This window comes from Methylomonas sp. Kb3, from assembly GCF_002834115.1.
Classification (GTDB): Bacteria; Pseudomonadota; Gammaproteobacteria; order Methylococcales; family Methylomonadaceae; genus Methylomonas; species Methylomonas defluvii.
The window spans coordinates 1-616 of sequence record NZ_PIZT01000066.1 but is presented as its reverse complement, the minus strand read 5'-3'; the positions used below and the strand labels follow the sequence as shown (position 1 = coordinate 616).

The window sequence follows — 616 nt, the reverse complement described above, 5'->3', positions numbered from 1 at the left end:
TCAAGGTTAGAGGTTCCACTAATGGTATATCAAACAAGTATAATATAAACTCTTATTATTGAATTGGAAACCACACACAAAGGAGGTTCCAATCAGATTATATATTGTTAACATGATTACATTAGTCATCTTATTCCATTAATGCTAATACTTGTAAATCTCGTCAAGCATTTATGATTATAACTTATGTTAACAACAAATCAAGTTCCTTTCATAACTCAGGTGTCGGTTATACCATACATTATGAGCTATGAGAGTGCCAAGCATTTGTTGTACCAAGTGTTATACAACATAAATCAAGATTAGTCATTTAACAAGCAAAGTATTAAAGAGTGAACAAGANTTAACTAAGTAAAGGAAAGGAAATGAAAGGCATAAACTTAATATTAATGAAAGCAAAGCATAAACATTACAAAGAATACAAAGAGAGAAAGGAAGAGCATGATCTTGATCTGGAAACCAAGATGCCTAAATGCATGGCAAATGCCTCCTTTTATAGGCCAAAATTGGGAACTATTGATTTGATGACTAATTGATAAGTGGGTGGCCAACTTTTGACTTGGTGACAATCCTTATCTTCTCTTGTCTGCCCAAAACGTCATTGATAACGTCAAAA

General features: G+C 32.5%; 1 protein-coding gene. It reads left to right on the top strand.

Annotation, left to right across the window (positions count from 1 at the left end):
* Positions 1-365 precede the first annotated feature (365 nt).
* Positions 366-536: a hypothetical protein gene (locus CWO84_RS24490; RefSeq protein ID WP_165786366.1), complete on the top strand. Its 171-nt coding sequence runs from the start codon at positions 366-368 to the stop codon at positions 534-536.
* Positions 537-616: the final 80 nt, after the last annotated feature.

Coding starts and splice junctions, on each gene's coding strand:
- CWO84_RS24490 (WP_165786366.1), top strand. CDS start 366: ATGAAAGGCATAAACTTAATATTAATGAAAGCAAAGCATAAACATTAC.